Source organism: Paenibacillus sp. M2, from assembly GCF_046713495.1.
Classification (GTDB): Bacteria; Bacillota; Bacilli; order Paenibacillales; family Paenibacillaceae; genus Paenibacillus; species Paenibacillus amylolyticus_B.
In genome coordinates, this window is the sequence record NZ_CP169648.1 from 4,151,061 (window position 1) to 4,168,674 (window position 17,614).

Consider the following 17,614-nt stretch of genomic DNA (forward strand, 5'->3'; position numbering starts at 1 on the left):
AGAAAGTTGATGTTTAAAGTCGAAGACATAGCAAAAAAAGAACATAATCTAGTTTTAGATGCGAGGCAAGAATACGGAGAAGTATACAAAGTAGCAGTTGATTATTTGGAACTTTCATGGGAACTATTCAGTAAAATTAAACCAGAAGCACAAATTTTCGCTATTACATTGGGGCAAGCAAAGAGTTCAAATTATCTCGCCCTCTTATCAATACTAAGACATCATTTAATTCAAGCAAAATTAAATATGCGAGTTTCATATGAGTCCACTATAATAGCTTGCTATAGTTTGGTGAACAACGAAATAGAAAAAATTCTAAGTGAAGGATACCCCTCTATAGATCAGTTCCGAAAAGATGAAAAAGATTTTAAGAAGGATGCTTACACGTGGATTGAGAACAATTACAAATCACATTCAGATAGAATAAAAAACTCAAAAAACAATATTAACAAAGGTTTTGCACACTCTGCTTTTTCAACTTCAGTACTTAATCATTTATCAAAAGAAACATCCGCCTCAACTTCCTTTTTTGATGTTTCTATACACTCTACTAAAGAAGGACATTTAGATGTTATTACTAATTTATTACATTTCTCATTTTCTATAAATTCTCAATTAGATTTTGTAACTGATGTTCTAAAGGATTATCCATTGGTCACTATTATTGATGACTATGAAGACAGGAAAGAATTACTTTTTGAAAAGTTGATGACCCTTTCTGTTGAACCAGAGTATCTATAAGTATTAATTCTGTAGGGAAAATTTCTTTGAGTTCAAATAGTACATTCTTGTTCTTTAGTAGTTCTCATCAAATTATTAAATGCATCGTGCAGCGACAATTGACGATTTCTTTTGGCTCTCCTGCAGGATCACCCGGATACATAAGCTTGCTCGATCCCACCGTAAAGGGTTTGTCCAGTTCAACGATCTGGCCATTCGCTTTACGGTGGGTTTTTCGGGTTCTTGTACCGGCAGCCGAACGCCATTTCTTACCCTTGGCAATCTCGGACTGCCTCCAACCTTCAAGCTTACCGCCATTGACCGCGGCCGTACTCATCGTTCGTGATACTCGTTGCGCTCGCTCCATGCTGAAAGGTCCATCTTCACCCGTAGCAGCAAGAGCGCTGATCTCCTGAACAAGCAAAGCCCGCTCTGAAGGAGTGTTCCCTTCATCAATCGCCTTTTCGAAACTTCGCATGAGTGTATCCGTTGAAGACTGGTTCATATCGGGTACCAGGCTGCGGATCTCCTTAACGAATTTCTTGGCCGCCTTATTCTTAGTGCTCCACACCTTTTCATAATCAAGCTCAAGCAGTTCAGACTCTCCCGCCAGATTGAACAAAGGTTCGAATGCATCTTGTAAAGCCTGTTCAAACAGATCCCCGAAGACTTCGGATGTGTGTAAAGCAATCATGACCTTTCCCAACTCGCCGATATCACCAAGTGATTCCTCGCTCAGTTCAGCGATAGCATCCTGAAGGGCTTCTCCCTGAAGCTCAAGGATCTCCATGATCCGGTCTTCACCCTGCTTGTACAACTCTTCAAGCAACTTGCGCTCCACATATGTCAGCTCAAGACTATCAAGAAACTCATCGTCATCAGCTTTGACAATCAGTTCCCAGCAAGCTTCACACATGAGCACCCACCTCTGCTGATCCTTTTCGCAGTAAACGCTTAGCGATGATCGAAACACGCTCCTGCAGGTCGTCAGCATCACCGTTTCCTTCCGGATCAAGAATAGCCGGTTGGCTTCCTGCTAGTTGCGCAATCGGAGTATCGAGGTACTCCGGACTGAACTTACTTTCATCAATTGTCGTACCCAGAACATCCTCAGCAATCGGGATCAGGTCACGGACCAACATAATGCCGCGGTCAGCAATAAAGTCCAACATTGCCTTGCGATCTTCCGGATCAATGATGCTCGGTGCTCGAAGAACTGCCTTCACTCGAAAGATTCCCATGGCTGGGAACAACCGCTTGTTGAAAATCTCGTTCATGATCCACTTGCGGTAAGGTTCAAATACTTGTTCTTCAGCGAATGCCAACGCTGCCTGGGCTGTCGCCCGGTTATAGTCTGAACTTTGGCCAACAAGAATCGGCGGTAAGCGAAAGGATGACAAAATATCAGCTTTCTTTTCCTTTCCATAATCAAGGAAGAGCGCGTCTTGTTGCAGAAGGTCATTGAGCTTGTCCATTTGGATTGATACTTTCTCGACCTTCTCGTCCAGGGGGCCGCCTGTTTCCTGCCCTTTGGCTTCAAGGTAAAGAATACCCCCTTGGGATTGAGATCCTTTGACCTTACTCAATAGCTCCATGGATTGTTGAGTGAGTCGTCCATTCGTCACAGTCAGGATCATTGAAAGCATCCGACCATTCGAGAAATAAGATACGTTCAATTCCTCAGCTTCACGAGAGCCGACTACACCAGGCGCGTTCCCAAACCAGCGGGGTTCACCATAGGCGCCGTCATTGCCGACCTTCAACGGAATGACCTGGTTCTCGGTACCATCAGTACCGAACAATCGAAACCAAACTACCGATGTCCCACGCTTCATTGCATATCGACGTGCATAGATTTGTTGAGTGAACTCCTCAACCTCTTTGGTAGAGCTGATCCGTCGTTTGCGTTTAATTGTCGCAAGTTTGCTTTCCTTGGTGTATCGTACATACTTCGGGTCCATCCGGAAGATCGTCGGGAACTCGCTCCCGCTCGGCCAAGCAACTTCCATATTGGCCATCCCCGTGCTTTCCAAATCCTCAATAAGCTGGCCTATGATCTCTTCAGGATTATCTTCAAGGTTACAAGTCTCCAAAAAGCGTTCTGCACGGTTCCATTCTTCCTTGGCCGAGTTGTCATCTTCACCAGACACATATTCCAAAGCAATACCGTGGCCAGCAATGTTCCGCTTATATGCCTCGATGCACTGAGGAATGATATTGCTGTTTTTGACAAGCAACCTGCAGGAAGTAGGATCGTTGCCTGATTCAAATGGTAACAGCCCGTGATGATCGTATAAGCTGTCGAATACATCGGGTAGTTGGGCACTGGATGGAATGTGCTTACCTTCTTCTTTCGCAAATGGAACCCATGATGCATTGCCTTCACTCAATTAAATCCACCCCGCTCCCCCATTGTTTTCTTCATGCTTCGATTCCTCCCGTTGCTGTTGTTTTTTCTTAAACCATTCGAACCACTTATCGGCTACCTGACGCACCTGCAAGGCGATTGAATAAGCCATGATCCGGTCATCATGACAACCGCTGTCTGCTTCCGCTTTGCCTTTATTGTCGATGAAAGTCATACACTCACCGAACAGTTCTGGACAGTAAATATCGTACAGCTCATCACGAATGGCTTCTTTGAAATCACTGATCATCACTGGACGGGTTGCCTTATTGGTTTCCCATCCAAGCTTGCCCTTCTTATGAAGGAACAGCAGCGGGTAATGACACGTGTTGAACAACGTGTTAAGTACTGATTCTCCAGTGTTGTTGTTTTCCACTGCCAGCAAAGCTGTGTTGTAATACAGGCCCAAAGTGTTCAGCTTTTTCCCGAACAAGTCAGTGTCCCACTTGCCATGCAGAGCGGCGCACATTTCGCCTGTACGCGCATCAATCACATAAGCTGCGTCATAGTCGCCATCTTCGGTACCCTTTGCTGTATCTGCAGATAAAATATATCGCTTCTCTTGCTCTGGAAGGTGATAAATGACCAGTTCCCCCGCATGAGCCGGGATAACCTGTTCTTTAACAAAATCAATTTCATGAATAGCGCCTTTCAGTCTAATTGCTTCCTTCAGCCGCTTAATGAATTTGTTATCAAAGATACTTTCACCTGATAACAAGAACGCTTCGTCAGGTTCAGAAGGGTATTCCTGCTCAAACTGTCGTGAATCACCGCCGCAATCGTTCCGGATGGTGTACCGCCGCCATTGCAACTGTTCATCGTCCAACCCGTATTTTGCTTTCAGTTCCAGTTCATCTTCCGTCAGTTCAAAGCCTGGGGGAATGGACTTGCGGTAGTCTGGCATTTCGAACCATGCAAAAAAGAGCGGAGAAAAATCATTCTCGCCCTTCACGGCTGCATCCCATATTTGTTTGAACTCTTCCATGCCGTTCGCTGTGGATTCGATAATTCCAATGCTTCCTGGCTCTTTTGACAAAGCAGCAAGAAGGGAAAGCAAATGTCGCTTCTTCTTTTTCGCAGGCCAGAACGCCACTTCGGAAGCATGGAGATAATGAATCGTATCCGAACGGGCAAGTACCCGGCTTTCGGCTGTCTGAACGGTGATCTTCGACTTTAACCCCGGATTTCTTCGACGGTCTGCCGTCCGGATCGCGGGGTTCTCAAAAGTTAGCTTTTTGGCGTTATTCTTGCGAGTCATCGGCTGAATAACTGATGGCACGCGTTCATAATAAAGCTGGAACATATCGAACAAGTTACTTGAAGCATCGGAAGACTGAGCAACGATAAAGGCATTCTTTGCTTCCTGTAATGAGGTGAAATAGTAAATCAATGCTTCCGTCACCGTTGAAAAGCCCATTTGCCGAGCTTTTAGAATGATGATCCGAACGGGCTTCCCTGCTTCCAGATCCTCAAATACCTTTGCAGCATAACGCCGCTGGGCATCATTGAGGATCAACCTTACCATAGCACCTGACTTGTCCTTGATCTTGAGCATCCGGTAACAAAACTGTTCGAAGTCTAACAAGATCGCTTTTAACTCAGTGAGCTTGTCCGGTCGTTGTTGCAGCCTACCCTTGATTCGACGACGGTGTTCCTTAGCCAGTGCAATTACCAATCTAAATCATCCCCATCGTCATCTTCATCGTCTACATCATTTCCGCCCCCGCTTTCATCCCCATGGCCCAACGCCTTGTATTTATCCAGCTCAAGACGTTCACGGGCGATTCTTAATTTCTCTTCTTCTTGCTGCAAGCTGGCGATCAAATTGATGACCCGAAGCTTCTTATCCCGTGTTTTGACCAAGGCTTCCTCTTGTTTGAGGATCTTGTCCAGCTTGGACGTGACTACGGTCGTAATCTCGGTGACCTTCATCCCTTCAGTGGTAAGTGGTACCGTGATTGCCTTTCCCGTCTTAGGGCTCAACATAGAAACCTTGTCCTGACGTTTCATCAGTTCTTGTTTGGTTCTACGTTCCTCGTCCGTCAGACCGGCTTCAAGCAACTTGACCCGTTTCATGTGTCGCCGCTCCTGCAGGGATAACATGATTAACTGTTCATTGAGCTGAGCAAGGGGGTCCGTATCGATCTGATCAAACATATCCTGTTCGTCAGGTTCCAACGCATCAAGGAAGATCGTTTCATACATGCCTGTCTTCAATGCCTTTTTATTCCGGTATGGACCACCAGGGCCGCCGCTGTTCCCCACAGCATTTTTATTTCCAGGTGGAGCACCGCCACGATTGCCAGCAGCATTCTTGTTACCCTTGGGCGCTCCCCTTGATTTCGGAGCGTTCCCATTCGTTCCATATGGAACGCTCCCTTTGGATGATCCCTCAGCGCTCCCATTCAATTCGTCTTCCCAACGATCCATGGACTTCCATTTGCGTACCCTGGACTCAGGAATGGAAAGAGCGGCGGCGATGTCCTTTAACTTCATCAACCCGCCGCTCTCTATCCACAACAGCTTAGCCTTGTCCCGTTCAGGACTTCTCTCTCTGGCCATCTACATTCATCACCACCCCCAACAAAAAAAATAATTTGATTTTCGACATGATGAAATCGCAAAAAAAACGATATTACTTATTAAGCAAACAAAAAAGGAGATGTTAAGTATGATCATAAACATGTGTATTCACTGTCTTAAGGAAAGGAGTCTTGTAACCGAGTCTGTATATTGTTTTGAATCAAAGCCTGAAGATAAGCTGGTAAATTTCCGTTGTACGAATTGCCATAAACCTATATCAATTATTTTTTACAACATCACAACTCATCCTGCTGAAGTTTGATATCCAATTCAATGAGTCGTTCCAGATCCTGAACGGTCTGCATCTTTATATGTCCAGCCTGCAGATCTTTAACCCACTGGGCTATGGATGCCTTAACGATCTTCCTGTATTGCTCTTTACTCTCAAGGATACCTTCCATTACAGCGAGTTCATGTTGCAATAAATCTTCATCTGGTGTTCTCATGTGTACCCCTCGGCTTTCCTGTATTATGGAATGCGAGATAGCGGATGTTGTCGATAATGCCACGCGTGGCGGGCCGCTATCTCAGCCGGGGGATACCCTGGGTGATCAGGAGGACGTTACAGCGTTCTCCTTTTTGTTATGTCATGGAAACTACACGATGAATGAGTACAGGCTCAATGCCGGTGGATTCCTGGTACCGCTGCTTGATTACATCGCAGAACTTCGGATCAATCTCCATCGTTCTACAGATTCGGTCAAGCTGATCGCAGGTCATAAGCGTGGACCCGCTGCCTCCAAAGAGATCCACCACTGTATTTCCTGGTCGACTGCTGTTCTTAATTGGGATGGCCAATAGCTCCAGCGGCTTCTGTGTAGGATGAACGTATTTGCCAACATCCCCGCGGGATACTTCCCAAACTGTAGATGACTCTGGCTCATCTATCATCAACCCCGAACGCCAAACTGTGCTTTGCCGACGATCCCCATACCAAAAAGGAGACTTCTTCTTTAAGTGGGCGTAGAAAACAGGCTCGTGCTGCCAACGGTACTGTGACCAGCCGAATGATGCAGCGTTCTTAACCCACACGCACTGACTCCGAACAACAATGCCTGCAGCATTCATGGCGTCTTCAAATTCTCGTTGATATGAAGATGGGTGGAATACGTATATACCAGCTGTTGATGCCATTAAATCCGAATACCTTTCAAAAACCGCATGCAAAAAGCCCGCAAATTCCTCTGCGGGCATATCGTCGTTCTGTATGCTGCTTCGTCCATCTGCAGCCAGGCGGGCTGAGTCGCTTTCAATAGCAACGTTATAAGGTGGGTCCGTCACTACCAAGTCAGCCTGCTCCCCATCCATCAAGCAGCCGACATTCTCCTCACTGGTTGAATCCCCGCACATTAAAACGTGTGGACCCAGCTGCCAAATGTCGCCCCGCTGTGTTTCAGGAACCCGAATATTATCCAACGCACCTTGAACATCGAAATCATCCTCAACTACGGGTTCCTCGATCTCTGTATCAGAAACCTTGCCGAAATCAGCAATCAACTCATTAAGCTCCTCAGTGTCAAAACCGGACAATTCCAGATCTGCCCCTTCAGCCTGCAATTCGTCCAACAACCTGCCCAAAGCTTCATCATCCCAACGTCCCGAAACCTTATTCAAGGCGATGTTCAGAAGCCGTTCCTGCTGATCGTCCAGATCCACAACAGAAACCTGCAGCTCAGTGTGGTCCAGCTCGTTGACCATAATCTTATACCGCTGATGTCCGCCAACCATGTTCCCGGTGCGTGCGTTCCAGACAATTGGCTCAACATAGCCAAATTCCTCGATGCTGCGGCGAAGCTTTTCATATTCAACGTCGCCAGGCTGAAGGTCAACACGGGGGTTGTAGGCTGCTGCATTAATCTGATCGATTGGAACGATTCTGATGTTCATACTAACTCCTCCATAAGAAAAAGCTCAATCCTTTAAGAGGATGAGCTTTTCGCTTCACTTATTTTTTCGTGACGGGAAAAAAAATCTCCAGAATTATATAATTGCCCTAACCTATGTTGATTTTCTACCGCCTGATATATGAGTGTAAGCTCAATGTCTGTCGTGTTCATATTCAATAAGTTAAATAAAGTTTGCTTTTGATCATCTTGTAGATCATAACTTTGTATAAGATTAAGGATAAAAAAGAATGTGTTGAGATAACTTTGTAAGTATAATTCGTCTTCGTGTATTCTGAAGTGACCATAATACCCGTGATTATCAAGAAGTTTTGCAATTGGACCAGACCCTTTTATTTTTTCATTGGGTAGCGACTTCTCAATCTCTTCAAGCCTCTTATTTTTCACTTGAATCAAATCATTTACTACGCTCATTGCAGTTTGAAGGTTTAGCAAATTCTTCTGCCCTTCCAATTGATCCGCGGAACGAGCAGTCTCTTCTCTTTGCATCTTAATTTCTTCGGTCTGCATTTCAATAGCTTTTCTTTGGAGTCCCAGCTCTTCTGTTTGCATTTGTATAGCTTCTCTCTGAAGGGAGAGTTCCTCTGTCTGCATTTTGATGGCTGATACTTGTATTTTCATTTCATCTGTTTGCATATCTATGGACTTACTTTGTGTCTGCAGTTCTTGCCTTTGAACGGCAATGGTATATATTAATCCGGCAAATGCAAAACCTGAGAACAACGCATTGACCGCTCCAAACATATCCCCAAATGTTCCGCGGTCATCATGACCTACCCATTTATAAATTGCTACCGCTGAACCAGCCCATATCAAAAAAATCCCTAAAGCAATTAACGCAATATACTTCTTCTTCATCTAACCACTCCCAATCTATTTCTGACACAATATCTTCCAGTATCAGACAATAATTGACGGCGGTCAAGAGCTATAGTTCAGATTCGTCAATGTATAATAGCACAAAAAAAGCCACCTCGTTAGCGAGATGACCTAATGCTTTTGGATGCTGTCCCTAGGTTTTAGCTATAACCAAGCAACCATTCTCTCCCGCAAGCAACCAGGGACAGCGTTAATACGATATATCTCATCAGCAACATTCCTTTCACTTTCATGGAATTGAACCAGTCACACATTGCAGCACCTATTAAACCTGAAATCAAGCTTGCAAGGTACCAGTTTGATGTGAGATGAGTTAGAAGTACGGAGAGGCAAGGAATCGAACCTACGCTGGTGGCATACGCCTTTAGACCCTTATATTAACACATACTCACTTATAGTTTCCAATAGCGTTTGTGTTGAGTTGGTTTCAACGTTTGGGTGACCATCATAGGCATGCGTAGGATTACTCAGTTGCTGTTCTCCGCTCTTTAATGGACTAATCCCTGCAAACGGACGTTCTCATATTAACAAGCTTAGAATGGCTCACATTCTGTCATATGAAATCAAAAGAAAAAGCACCACGAAGGGTGCCTACTCGATCAATTGGAATGTTATTTCCCATTTAGGTTCAGCGTCAAACAGAGAGAAATGTTTCTCAATAAGTTTGGTTTTCACTGAAGTGGTATAACCATTACCGCCATCTTCCGGATAAGTTACGATATCGGAATTGAGTAATGCTGTTACCTGAGCCTCATTCAGATAAATTTTTTTACCGCTTGAGACTTTAATAATACCGTCTCTATCTTGCAATGTTGTTTCTACAGTAATCATGCTTTCTTCACCTCCCCTTATATCAAAATTCGACATTTAGGAAGATTTTCCCTTTCTTACGCAACAATCAGGAGGTTTAGGGCAAAACTGTTTCACTCCATCCCATATACCCCATATACAACCTTTGCATTTCTCAGGCTGCTTATTGGGGCGAGTGCGTATCTTCTTCCGTCTTCTGCTGATCACTTCAATTCCTCCAATGAAAATAAGCCGATCCATGAAGGAACGACTTAAATGTGATATGTATGAAGTTGGTGTTACGTCCTAAAAGAGCATGCGCCCGAAACGGTCGCCGCAAAAACGCTCCGCTCTTTGCTTTAAATGCATACGTACTATGTAACTATAGAGGAAGAACAAGACCATTTTACTGAGATTACATTATTGAGTCAAAAACACTTTGCTTAATTATAGTAGTATAGCTTTTCGTTAGCTCCTGATCTCGCCTATTTTCTCACTTTATTGATTAAGAATCCAAAACATGAATGTACCAAACACGCCAACAAGCGACACAGGATACAGTATCCATTTGCTTACCCGATCTTTATACGCGATAACCCAGCAGATGATACCAATCCACACAATTAATAGTTGCCAGAAATCCAATAATCGACACCTCCCCTATAACTAATTCGGTATCTGAATTGAATCACCTTCATAAGTTAACAGAAAAAGCGAGAAGAGGAACGCCCCGGTCATATGCCGCATTGTGCAGCCGTGCGTTTCATTCGCGCCTTTTTCTATGCTCCTAATGTATCACGGAAAAATGGTCATATGGGGTCCAACATTGTCTCAAAATAAGGTCAGGTTAGGTTCATGTTTGGGTCAAATATTTAAGTAACCTTATTCAGTGGGTAAGGCATCATTGAAACTTTCCACTTTGCTGGTAAAGTCATAAAACGCCAAGCGAGCTCTTATTTTCGAATCATTGCTCCTTAAAGTCTGAGTAATAATATTTGATCTGCTATTGTCTCCGTTCAATTCAATTGGTTCCGAAATATCCTCAATTATTGCAATGAGACATAAATTCAAATCCTCAGATGCACCATTAAGATATTGAAATGTATTTGAGTAAACTTCCGATTGACTCCATTCTTTAGACATCCCTGATAACTCTTTTTTTATCTGTTCCAACTCAGGAAGTAATGACTCAGCTTCGGAAACAGATATGTTTGAGGCATCTTCATTTATTCCCTCTGTTAAAGTGATTAGTTTCTCATATATGGGAACTGTAACTTCAATAAACCTCTTTTTTTCCGACTCATTATTTTCCCTCAGAAGCGCTTCTTCAGCCATTGTTTTTAAGGCCGCCGCATCTTTGCTATTAGGTTCTTCTATTAAAGCATTCTGTATGTACTCCAATGTTTCTTCATATTCGCCTTCCTTCATAGAATCTTTGGCTTTTCTCATGTACCCTTCGTATTCATTGAACATTGTACAAGCTGAACAAACAAGCACTATAACCATTAAAGACAATATATTCTTTCGCATCGCTGATCCCCTTTATTAACAATAGAATAAGTGCGGTATTCAAATTATTATACCATCTACCAAATTAACTAAAATAGGAAAATGACCGGACACAAAGTAAAAAAGGGCGAAACTATGTCGCCCCTAAAACTCTGCATCATCCTGTTCAAAAAATCCGATAAGCTTCAAGGTATTTGCGACACTCTCCAGTCCCTCATCGATTTTGCGCTTGATCGTGCTGTCACTGAGTGCGCGCCGGAAGAAGAGTATCGTTTCCTTGCGTGAATAACCTTGAATGTATTTGTAATCAACGGCTTTACGGGCTTCTTCGTCTTTGATTAGCCGTTGCGCCCTTTCCAACTGGTGTGTATAGAAGTTATATCGTTTGTACACCCAGCGTTGTTTCTCAATCAGAATCGTAGCGTTTGCCGTCTTGTCCGCATGCAGATCTGTCTGATCGATGCGGCGAGCTGCTTCGCCATCGATGCCTACTTGTTGCATATCCTGCTCGAATTGCTCAAAGTCTCTCATCAAGGAGACCATATCTGTATATTTATCGAGCAGGAACTTTGTCCGCTGGATTTCCTGTTTAGATGCTTTTGCAAAGAGTTCCCCTTGTCCCCATGCCATCGCCATTCCCCTCATTCTCCTTTATCCTGTGATATACTAATAAGAGGAATGAGGAAATAACATCCACTATATCCCCCGCCTGGCCGCCAAGCTCGCGGGGGATATTTATTATACTGGAATAACTTCGTTGCAGAACTCGTCCCACTCCGCTTCACACTCTTCAGCACTCCATCCACTTACCAAGTCTTCCGGATATCCGTATTCTAAAAGCAATGCTCTATGATCTCTTTGCAAACCTACCATTCACCTCCACGTTTGCAGTACCTACTGTTGCCGTTATGCTGTTGTGGAGCAGTAACCGCCTTTTGCAACTTGTCGGGCCGTTTAGGTGGATGCTCAGCCCCAATTGCCTTCAAGTGATTTGCTATCTGTTCCTTCGTCCACACTACTGTATTAACTTTGCCATAATCGACCATCAGCAGATCCTCCCCGATTGAATGCCTTCCTGCAGATCTGACAACAGCTTATAGACTTTGGCATCATGTGTTTTCTCAATGCCTTGATCTTGAATCCATCTCATGATACCCGCTTGAGTTACGACCTTTGGCCGTTTGCCCTTCTTGGTCAACGCCAAGGTGCGAACTCCTCCTGCTGTATGTGTAAGGTATCCCTTTCGAATGAGTGTGTTAATGTGTGAATGAATAGTAGAAGATGACGACAACATGAGCGCTTCAGCAGTCTCCCTGAACGTAGGAGCATAACCGTTGTCTTCAATGAATAGTCGAATATAGTCATAGACTTCCTTCTGCCGACGGCTGAGAATCTTCTCTAATGTTGCTTTCGTTGCCACTGTGCTTCCTCTCCTTGTCTTTTGAATTTCGTACCCATGTGAATCCTCGGTACCGTTCTTCGATAAGATATGACCTACCCTGTGGCACAAAATTACTCGGCTCTACCCGCAACTTGCCAAAACCCGTCTGGACTGATCCTTGTTCCACCAGTTCCGTACCTGCAGCACACACCATTTTGATTTGATCGATGCGGCAGCCGTTATCGATCAACGGGGCCAGCTTATGATCGATCAACTTAATTACCTTTGGTGAGATGGCCATGTCATCAGCTCCTTAGAATAATTGCATCTGTCCGACTTGTCCGGCAGCGACAGGATTGATCCAGAGGACTTCCTCCCTGATTGCCCCGCCCTCAGCCTTTGCACGGCGTGTCTCACGCTGCCAGTACTTTAAACGTTCGTCGTATAATGGATGAGCGTAACCACTGAGTAAAACCGGACCTGGATGATCGTCCAATACATCCAAAAGTTCTCCATGTTCTAGGTCTGTCATTTCGTACCGATAACTAGTTGTTGTCCGTGTGCTATGCATGTAAGGCGGATCAGCGTAAATCAATACGTCTGGACGTTGATATCTCAGTAGCAACTCTGCTGCAGGTTGGCACTCAATTTGCACCCCCTGTAGACGTTTAGCAATTGAGCTGATTTTGTTTGGGAACTCAATCCACTCTTTAGCTGGCATAGGACCATTCGGTTCAATCATGCTACGCCAGCCTGTCCGGTGTGCGGTTTTACCTCCCCTACCTTGCCAGAGTCTGACTACCAAACGGCGCGCACGTTCAAGGTCGTTTTCAGAGTCGTGATAACTCTCGTAATATTCCTGCCTCGAGTGTGGGGTCCATCGGATTGCATGTGCCAGGTCTTTCGGACGCTCTCGAATGATGCGGAACAAATTGACCACTTCACCGTCCAAATCATTCACCGTTTCTATTAAACTGCGATCCTTGCTGAACAAAACCGCACCAGAACCAAAGAATGGCTCCAAATATGTTGTATGCGGCGGCATTTGACTGATGATCCAATCTGCCATGCTCCACTTGCTGCCGGGATAGTGCAGGATGCGAGGTACCTTCATAGTTATCTCCTTTCAAATGCTCATTGCCTATAAGGCAAAACCATGTAAAAATATATTAATTAAACGAATAGTAGGTGTTAGTTACATGACAGAATCAATAAGTATAGAATTAGCTAGAAGAGATTCCATGTGGAATCGTTTATTAAGCGAGAACGACCCCAACAATGTAGAACCCAGAATACTTCGCCAGTTTCGCTTCTTCTCAGGACAAGCAGGCATATATAGGGATGCGACAACCACTCAGAGTTACACAGAAGATAAAGCGGGATTAGCAGTTTCAATATTACATACAGGTAGGCACTATCCTGATGAAGTCTCTGAAAACGAAATAATATATCATTATCCAGTAACAGATAGACATAGCTCGTTTGATAAGAATGAGATTCAATCTGCTAAAAATGCCGCTATCTCCAACCTACCAATTTTCGTAATTTCTGAAGTAGGAAAGATGAGAAAAGTACAGCTGGGTAAAGTAGTTTCTTGGGATGATCTAGCTAAAAATTTCCTTATAGAATTGGACCCTTTAGACTTTTCGACTCAACCAAATGAGATAGATCACCTAGACGATGTTCCTTTTATTCCAACTGTTCCTCGTGCACCTTCCAGGACCATTACAGTGAGTAACAGAACTGGTCAGCCAAGATTCAAATTTAATGTCATCAAACGTTATGGTCCATGTTGTGCGGTATGTGCTATGCAAGCATTGCCATTGCTTCAAGCCGCTCATATTATTCCAAAAAAATCAAATGGCTCTGATGATCCTCGTAACGGTCTTGTATTGTGTGGAAATCACCATTTGGCATATGATTCAGGAATGTTCTCTATCGACCCTGATACCACAATGATTCATATCTCAACTAAAACGACAATCCGGGACATACAAATTACTCATTCGGATTTGACTCATCTTCAGAAACTACCTCATGCTGAAGCTCTTCAATGGCACTGGAAGCAATGGCAAGCCGTACAAAAGAAGCTTGAATAAGATGAAAGATTAGTAGTTTCCCCCAGTCAACGATCGACCGGGGGATGCTGCTGTATGAATAATGCTTAGACTGCTACGCCATCCTGCATCATTTTAGTAACACGCTTTTTGTACAAGCCATATTTTGTACTGATCTGACCACTTGGGACATTGATCTCTTTGGAGATCTCCATCCACGTTTTGCCGGAGTTACGCTGTTGCAACAAGGCAGGGAAATCGGCAGGAGCGTCAGCAAGTTTGATATCATCAAATATTGGCCGTTGATTGAGAATGAACAGCTCAAGTTCTTCCTTGCCGATCTCAGCAGGCGGATTGGCTTTATCACCTGCAGGCGGATCTTCTTGTGTTACGTGTTGGGGATCTACTGCCGACTTCGGTTCACCCTCCCCGCCTTCAGAAGTAAAGTCCATTTCCTTCGATCCTGACTGATCTTCACTACCTTCGCTTAACCAATCAGGAGTGCCGTCACCGTCGCTGCCTGTCGGAGGAACAGTTGACTGACCGTTACCTTCAATCGTTTCCTTACCGTCTGCAATTGGATTTTCTTTATCAATCGGTGCTTCAACTGGACCAAATAACTGAGCTTGATTCTCGTCCTGCTCAGGTTCTGATCCCGGCTTCACGATCTGTGTTACCACACCGGATGAATCAGTTGTTACGCGGCGTCCACCGTTCCAAGTGTTGTACATTGGGTCACTCTCTTGGTCCTCAAAGTCGAAAGCAGCCTGCGGATCTCCCAGATGAACCATAACGTCTTGCCCTTGGCTGTTGCTCAAGAATTCCAGGAATGGAACAGCCGATTTTAAAGGAATAAGCAATTTCACCTCAACGTCAGAACCGATTTTAATACCCTTTGCTACCTCTGCTGTAAATTTCGCGAATTCAATTGTCATGATTATGCAACTCCTTTGATATGTTTTTGGTCGTACGCCCAGCACAAGGCTAAAGCGTCGGATGGATCGTACAAACGAGTTTGAAAGTCCCCAACTTTGTACTGCCCCTTTGGATCATTCTTCTTGTAGTAAACGGGTATAGCAATTTCGTCTAAATCAAGGTCGAATAACATTTGCATCTCAACCGCAACCGTTTCTTTATCTGCATTTCCTTTGCCTGTGAACATCTTCAGTTCGGAAGGACGTATCTCAGCAATTCGAACGCGATTATGGAGTGCAGCCAATGTAACCATTGAATATGCACCAACCAAAGCAATTACGCTATTCGCATTTTTGAAATGTACGGGACGTTCCAAAATTACGACATCAGGTTTGTGAGATTGAATCATGTCGTAGTTGTCCTGGTAAATGGCATTCAAGACCTTGGGCATCAGTATTTTAGAATAGTCCTTTAAACCGAAATCAATTGGTTTGCCCTTCGTCATCGTTGCCCATCCCGCATAATTGGTCCCGTGATCAATGCCCATAATCTTCATCGTGTGGCACGCTTCCTTTCCTTACGCCGCTGACTTGCAGGCAACATGTCTCGCTTAATGACAAACACCTCAGCCAGTTTACGCCCATCATCCCCGCGAACAACGTAACTGAGATGTGTCTGATGGTGCGGATCAATCAGCTTTCGCACACTGCACCTCCAGTTCCGACAATTGCATCAAACTCAGCGATCCCTTCGTGGAGCTCAGTTTGATCAATTCCCGCAAATTCCGTCTGCAGCTCGTCCCAATCAGGAACCTGTCCCGTGTTCATGAATCGATGTCTCATGTACTCTGACACCGCCCATCTGGTATAAGGACTGCCCATCAAGTACGTACCTTGTATGGCCGCAACATGCCATCGATCTTGTCCAGCAACCAGCGTCTCCCCGAATGCTTATTCAGCAGTACAACACCTTCAGACGTTTCCCTTTCAGACAACCAGTTTTCCAACGTTACGCCCGGTCTGGCCTTGAGCAGATCGATCTTTTGTTTCTTGGTAAGCCGTTTCCCTTGCTTCATGTGCGTTCCTCCTTACGCCCACTGGCGTTGTTCAATGTTTTGGGGCTGTTGTGGCGGTTTTGGTCCGAATGAATCGTTATGAGTGCGTTGGTAATTGACGAATTTATTGAACTGTTTCAGGAAGACCAGTTCAACCGTGCCTACCGGACCATTCCGCTGCTTACCGATGATGATCTCGATGATGTTCTTCTTCTCCGACTCCTGGTTGTAGTAGTCGTCCCGGTACAAGAACGCTACAATGTCGGCATCTTGCTCGATGGAGCCTGATTCTCTCAAGTCGGACATCATTGGGCGTTTGTCCTGGCGTTGTTCAACCGCTCGGCTGAGCTGGGAAAGTGCAACAACCGGAACATCCAATTCACGAGCCAATTGTTTCAAGGTCCTTGAAATCTCGGAAACCTCTTGCTGTCGATTCTCAGAACCTTTTCCCTGACGACCTGCGATGAGCTGAAGATAGTCGATGACGATCATCCCCAGTCCTTCTTGCTTTTTCAGGCGGCGACACTTCGCGCGGATCTCGTGAACAGTAATACCCGGCGAATCGTCAATACGGATATTTGTTGAACCCAGGATTCCAACTGCTTCAGCAAACTTTGTCCAATCGTCTGAAGCAAAATCGCCCATCCTCATGTTGCTCGCGTCGATGTTCCCTTCGGCACACACCATCCGCTGAACAAGCTGAGATGCTGACATTTCTAAACTGAATATGGCTACCGTTTCGGTATTTCGAATGGCCACGTTTTGGGCAATGTTTAGAGCGAAAGCCGTTTTACCTACTGATGGTCGAGCAGCAACAATAATCAAATCACTCTTTTGCAATCCGGCTGTGATACTATCCAAGTCTTTGAATCCGGTCTGAATACCTGTGACTGTGCCATTCTTAAAGTTGTCAGAACGAATCTCGGCAGATTCCACAACATCAATCAACACATTTTCAATTCGCTTAAAATCCTGTTTTGGTGCTGCTCGATCAGTTAACTTGTTCTGTGCTTGTTGAGCGCTGGCCATTAACTGCGATATTTCCGTTCCTGCAGCTGCTTGTTGTATCAGAAGCATATTCGTCCGAATCAGGTCCCTGCGAATTGCCATGTCCTGAAGCTGTTCGAAGTAGTAACCGGCATTCGCGGCAGTTGGTACTCCTCCCGCCAACTTAGCGAGGTAACTTACTCCACCGATGTCTTCTAGTTCACCTTTCTCCTTCAGGCCGCCCGTCACTGTTACAAGGTCGATCGGCTGTTGTCCTTCAGCCAATTCCGCAATCGTTTTGTAAATCAAGCCATGAGCCTTATCGTAAAAAGCATCAACTGTGAGCATTTCGGCGTTTTCCAATGCTTCATCTGGTTTTAGCAACAATGCACCCAATGCTGCCTGTTCAAACTCCATGCTGTATGGCAA

Annotated in this window: 24 protein-coding genes; 2 read left to right on the forward strand and 22 right to left on the reverse strand. The window is 44.7% G+C overall.

The genetic code is table 11. The annotated features are described in order from the left end of the window. Nucleotides 1-9 precede the first annotated feature (9 nt). Nucleotides 10-741, forward strand: coding sequence for a hypothetical protein (locus ACETMN_RS18640; protein ID WP_411734895.1), 732 nt, complete (start codon nucleotides 10-12; stop codon nucleotides 739-741). Between the two features lie 67 nt (nucleotides 742-808). On the opposite strand, the gene ACETMN_RS18645 is transcribed toward ACETMN_RS18640, so the two are convergent. The 16 genes from ACETMN_RS18645 to ACETMN_RS18720 form a co-directional block, all read right to left on the reverse strand. Next, a complete protein-coding gene (locus ACETMN_RS18645) occupies nucleotides 809-1,636 on the reverse strand; it encodes a phage minor head protein (protein ID WP_411734896.1) in 828 nt (275 codons plus the stop codon). Continuing rightward, the gene (locus ACETMN_RS18650; RefSeq protein WP_411734897.1) at nucleotides 1,629-3,110 is read right to left on the reverse strand and encodes a phage portal protein; all 1,482 of its coding nucleotides are present in this window, start codon (nucleotides 3,108-3,110) and stop codon (nucleotides 1,629-1,631) included. The genes ACETMN_RS18645 and ACETMN_RS18650 overlap by 8 nt, the downstream gene beginning before the upstream one ends. Then, nucleotides 3,111-4,802 carry a DNA packaging protein gene (locus ACETMN_RS18655; protein WP_411734898.1) on the reverse strand — a complete coding sequence of 564 codons (1,692 nt, stop codon included), beginning with the start codon at nucleotides 4,800-4,802 and terminating at the stop codon, nucleotides 3,111-3,113. After that, a complete protein-coding gene (locus tag ACETMN_RS18660) occupies nucleotides 4,796-5,689 on the reverse strand; it encodes a phage terminase small subunit-related protein (protein WP_411734899.1) in 894 nt (297 codons plus the stop codon). Before ACETMN_RS18660 ends, ACETMN_RS18655 begins: the two co-directional genes overlap by 7 nt. Nucleotides 5,690-5,946: 257 nt before the next feature. Next, nucleotides 5,947-6,156: a hypothetical protein gene (locus tag ACETMN_RS18665; RefSeq protein WP_411734900.1), complete on the reverse strand. Its 210-nt coding sequence runs from the start codon at nucleotides 6,154-6,156 to the stop codon at nucleotides 5,947-5,949. Nucleotides 6,157-6,292: 136 nt separating this feature from the next. Continuing rightward, nucleotides 6,293-7,597 (reverse strand): site-specific DNA-methyltransferase, encoded by a 1,305-nt coding sequence (locus ACETMN_RS18670; protein ID WP_411734901.1) that lies wholly within the window; start codon nucleotides 7,595-7,597, stop codon nucleotides 6,293-6,295. Nucleotides 7,598-7,629: 32 nt separating this feature from the next. Beyond that, on the reverse strand, nucleotides 7,630-8,472 hold the full coding sequence (locus ACETMN_RS18675) for a hypothetical protein (protein WP_411734902.1): 843 nt from the start codon (nucleotides 8,470-8,472) through the stop codon (nucleotides 7,630-7,632). Between the two features lie 612 nt (nucleotides 8,473-9,084). Further along, complete coding sequence (locus ACETMN_RS18680) at nucleotides 9,085-9,324, reverse strand: hypothetical protein (RefSeq protein WP_411734903.1); 240 nt, start codon at nucleotides 9,322-9,324, stop codon at nucleotides 9,085-9,087. 456 nt (nucleotides 9,325-9,780) lie between these two features. Further along, a complete protein-coding gene (locus tag ACETMN_RS18685) occupies nucleotides 9,781-9,927 on the reverse strand; it encodes a hypothetical protein (protein ID WP_411734904.1) in 147 nt (48 codons plus the stop codon). Between the two features lie 237 nt (nucleotides 9,928-10,164). Then, nucleotides 10,165-10,812 carry a hypothetical protein gene (locus ACETMN_RS18690; protein WP_411734905.1) on the reverse strand — a complete coding sequence of 216 codons (648 nt, stop codon included), beginning with the start codon at nucleotides 10,810-10,812 and terminating at the stop codon, nucleotides 10,165-10,167. Nucleotides 10,813-10,935: 123 nt separating this feature from the next. Next, nucleotides 10,936-11,427: a hypothetical protein gene (locus ACETMN_RS18695; RefSeq protein WP_411734906.1), complete on the reverse strand. Its 492-nt coding sequence runs from the start codon at nucleotides 11,425-11,427 to the stop codon at nucleotides 10,936-10,938. 102 nt (nucleotides 11,428-11,529) lie between these two features. Then, nucleotides 11,530-11,655 (reverse strand): hypothetical protein, encoded by a 126-nt coding sequence (locus ACETMN_RS18700; RefSeq protein WP_411734907.1) that lies wholly within the window; start codon nucleotides 11,653-11,655, stop codon nucleotides 11,530-11,532. Between the two features lie 2 nt (nucleotides 11,656-11,657). Then, on the reverse strand, nucleotides 11,658-11,837 hold the full coding sequence (locus ACETMN_RS18705) for a hypothetical protein (protein WP_411734908.1): 180 nt from the start codon (nucleotides 11,835-11,837) through the stop codon (nucleotides 11,658-11,660). Next, nucleotides 11,837-12,211: a hypothetical protein gene (locus ACETMN_RS18710; protein WP_411734909.1), complete on the reverse strand. Its 375-nt coding sequence runs from the start codon at nucleotides 12,209-12,211 to the stop codon at nucleotides 11,837-11,839. Before ACETMN_RS18710 ends, ACETMN_RS18705 begins: the two co-directional genes overlap by 1 nt. Beyond that, nucleotides 12,153-12,473 carry a hypothetical protein gene (locus ACETMN_RS18715; RefSeq protein WP_411734910.1) on the reverse strand — a complete coding sequence of 107 codons (321 nt, stop codon included), beginning with the start codon at nucleotides 12,471-12,473 and terminating at the stop codon, nucleotides 12,153-12,155. The genes ACETMN_RS18710 and ACETMN_RS18715 overlap by 59 nt, the downstream gene beginning before the upstream one ends. A 12-nt stretch (nucleotides 12,474-12,485) precedes the next feature. Next, nucleotides 12,486-13,286 carry a DNA adenine methylase gene (locus tag ACETMN_RS18720; RefSeq protein ID WP_411734911.1) on the reverse strand — a complete coding sequence of 267 codons (801 nt, stop codon included), beginning with the start codon at nucleotides 13,284-13,286 and terminating at the stop codon, nucleotides 12,486-12,488. A gap of 85 nt (nucleotides 13,287-13,371) precedes the next feature. Here ACETMN_RS18720 and ACETMN_RS18725 point away from each other — a divergent pair, with 85 nt between their 5' ends. Further along, nucleotides 13,372-14,271 (forward strand): HNH endonuclease, encoded by a 900-nt coding sequence (locus ACETMN_RS18725; RefSeq protein WP_411734912.1) that lies wholly within the window; start codon nucleotides 13,372-13,374, stop codon nucleotides 14,269-14,271. A gap of 65 nt (nucleotides 14,272-14,336) precedes the next feature. Here ACETMN_RS18725 and ACETMN_RS18730 read toward each other — a convergent pair whose 3' ends face one another. Genes ACETMN_RS18730 through dnaB form a run of 6 tightly spaced genes read right to left on the reverse strand, consistent with a single transcriptional unit; the run spans nucleotide 14,337 to nucleotide 17,602 of the window. Then, complete coding sequence (locus ACETMN_RS18730) at nucleotides 14,337-15,164, reverse strand: hypothetical protein (RefSeq protein WP_411734913.1); 828 nt, start codon at nucleotides 15,162-15,164, stop codon at nucleotides 14,337-14,339. Nucleotides 15,165-15,166: 2 nt separating this feature from the next. Then, nucleotides 15,167-15,691, reverse strand: coding sequence for a crossover junction endodeoxyribonuclease RuvC (locus tag ACETMN_RS18735; protein ID WP_411734914.1), 525 nt, complete (start codon nucleotides 15,689-15,691; stop codon nucleotides 15,167-15,169). Between the two features lie 5 nt (nucleotides 15,692-15,696). Next, nucleotides 15,697-15,849, reverse strand: coding sequence for a hypothetical protein (locus ACETMN_RS18740; protein ID WP_411734915.1), 153 nt, complete (start codon nucleotides 15,847-15,849; stop codon nucleotides 15,697-15,699). Beyond that, nucleotides 15,837-15,971, reverse strand: a complete 135-nt coding sequence (locus tag ACETMN_RS18745; protein WP_411734916.1) for a hypothetical protein — start codon at nucleotides 15,969-15,971, stop codon at nucleotides 15,837-15,839. Before ACETMN_RS18745 ends, ACETMN_RS18740 begins: the two co-directional genes overlap by 13 nt. A 53-nt stretch (nucleotides 15,972-16,024) precedes the next feature. Continuing rightward, entirely contained in the window at nucleotides 16,025-16,219 is a 195-nt protein-coding gene (locus ACETMN_RS18750; protein ID WP_411734917.1) for a DUF6906 family protein, read from the reverse strand. Between the two features lie 12 nt (nucleotides 16,220-16,231). Beyond that, nucleotides 16,232-17,602, reverse strand: coding sequence for a replicative DNA helicase (gene dnaB / locus ACETMN_RS18755; protein ID WP_411734918.1), 1,371 nt, complete (start codon nucleotides 17,600-17,602; stop codon nucleotides 16,232-16,234). Nucleotides 17,603-17,614: the final 12 nt, after the last annotated feature.

What these genes read in the sequence shown, in the direction of transcription:
- ACETMN_RS18670 (WP_411734901.1), bottom strand. Translation starts at nt 7,597, where the DNA reads ATGAACATCAGAATCGTTCCAATCGATCAGATTAATGCAGCAGCCTAC.
- ACETMN_RS18745 (WP_411734916.1), bottom strand. Translation starts at nt 15,971, where the DNA reads ATGAACACGGGACAGGTTCCTGATTGGGACGAGCTGCAGACGGAATTT.
- ACETMN_RS18675 (WP_411734902.1), bottom strand. Translation starts at nt 8,472, where the DNA reads ATGAAGAAGAAGTATATTGCGTTAATTGCTTTAGGGATTTTTTTGATA.
- ACETMN_RS18735 (WP_411734914.1), bottom strand. Translation starts at nt 15,691, where the DNA reads ATGGGCATTGATCACGGGACCAATTATGCGGGATGGGCAACGATGACG.
- ACETMN_RS18695 (WP_411734906.1), bottom strand. Translation starts at nt 11,427, where the DNA reads ATGGCGATGGCATGGGGACAAGGGGAACTCTTTGCAAAAGCATCTAAA.
- ACETMN_RS18645 (WP_411734896.1), bottom strand. Translation starts at nt 1,636, where the DNA reads ATGTGTGAAGCTTGCTGGGAACTGATTGTCAAAGCTGATGACGATGAG.
- ACETMN_RS18720 (WP_411734911.1), bottom strand. Translation starts at nt 13,286, where the DNA reads ATGAAGGTACCTCGCATCCTGCACTATCCCGGCAGCAAGTGGAGCATG.
- ACETMN_RS18705 (WP_411734908.1), bottom strand. Translation starts at nt 11,837, where the DNA reads ATGGTCGATTATGGCAAAGTTAATACAGTAGTGTGGACGAAGGAACAG.
- ACETMN_RS18725 (WP_411734912.1), top strand. Translation starts at nt 13,372, where the DNA reads ATGACAGAATCAATAAGTATAGAATTAGCTAGAAGAGATTCCATGTGG.
- ACETMN_RS18750 (WP_411734917.1), bottom strand. Translation starts at nt 16,219, where the DNA reads ATGAAGCAAGGGAAACGGCTTACCAAGAAACAAAAGATCGATCTGCTC.
- dnaB (WP_411734918.1), bottom strand. Translation starts at nt 17,602, where the DNA reads ATGGAGTTTGAACAGGCAGCATTGGGTGCATTGTTGCTAAAACCAGAT.
- ACETMN_RS18690 (WP_411734905.1), bottom strand. Translation starts at nt 10,812, where the DNA reads ATGCGAAAGAATATATTGTCTTTAATGGTTATAGTGCTTGTTTGTTCA.
- ACETMN_RS18680 (WP_411734903.1), bottom strand. Translation starts at nt 9,324, where the DNA reads ATGATTACTGTAGAAACAACATTGCAAGATAGAGACGGTATTATTAAA.
- ACETMN_RS18660 (WP_411734899.1), bottom strand. Translation starts at nt 5,689, where the DNA reads ATGGCCAGAGAGAGAAGTCCTGAACGGGACAAGGCTAAGCTGTTGTGG.
- ACETMN_RS18640 (WP_411734895.1), top strand. Translation starts at nt 10, where the DNA reads ATGTTTAAAGTCGAAGACATAGCAAAAAAAGAACATAATCTAGTTTTA.
- ACETMN_RS18730 (WP_411734913.1), bottom strand. Translation starts at nt 15,164, where the DNA reads ATGACAATTGAATTCGCGAAATTTACAGCAGAGGTAGCAAAGGGTATT.
- ACETMN_RS18665 (WP_411734900.1), bottom strand. Translation starts at nt 6,156, where the DNA reads ATGAGAACACCAGATGAAGATTTATTGCAACATGAACTCGCTGTAATG.
- ACETMN_RS18715 (WP_411734910.1), bottom strand. Translation starts at nt 12,473, where the DNA reads ATGGCCATCTCACCAAAGGTAATTAAGTTGATCGATCATAAGCTGGCC.